Genomic DNA, 556 nt, shown 5'->3' with positions numbered 1-556 from the left:
CGCACGGGGACCGCTGGAGTCGTCCGTGTCCACCGTGCGGGAAGCACTGCGCGCAGCCGGGATCGACCCGTCCGATTTGAGCCGTGCCCTTCTCGTCGGCGGTGGAGGATCCATACCCCTTGTCGCGGAGATCATTTCGTCCCGGCTGGGATTGCCGGTCACGGCAGCGCCACACCCGGCGCACACCGTGGCCCACGGCGCGGCGCTCACTGCCGCAGCGGCCGCGTCGACCCCCGCCCGGGCCGTGGTCGCGTCTCCCGTCGCGGACCTGCCCGTCACCGTGCCCGAGCCCGAACCCGAGTTGCGTGCGGTGACCACCGGCCCCATCCGTCGCCCGGCGGTCGTCGCTCCGGAACCGGCCGAACCGCTGCGGTCGCGCGCGCGCAAGTTCGAGGTTGTCGGGGCCGCCGCCGCGGCGATCGCGGTGCTCGCCGCGGGCGGCCGCGCGATCGGCACCGCCGTATCGGACAGGGACGCGAGCGCCGACAGCGCGAACACCACAGGAAACGTAGCCGGGGTTTCGGCCACGACCGGTCCGGACGAGGCGCTCGTGGAC

1 protein-coding gene is annotated in these 556 nt (G+C 74.3%); it reads left to right on the top strand.

Annotation, left to right across the window (positions count from 1 at the left end; all coding sequences use genetic code 11):
- Positions 1-13: 13 nt before the first annotated feature.
- Positions 14-556, top strand: a 543-nt coding sequence (locus Q8814_RS26445; protein ID WP_330154865.1) for an Hsp70 family protein, incomplete at its 3' end; no start/stop codon positions are given.

It is taken from the genome of Rhodococcus chondri (genome assembly GCF_036327435.1).
GTDB classification, from domain to species: domain Bacteria; phylum Actinomycetota; class Actinomycetes; order Mycobacteriales; family Mycobacteriaceae; genus Rhodococcus; species Rhodococcus chondri.
Note: the sequence above shows the minus strand (reverse complement) of the source record. Positions and strands in the feature narration are given on the sequence as shown.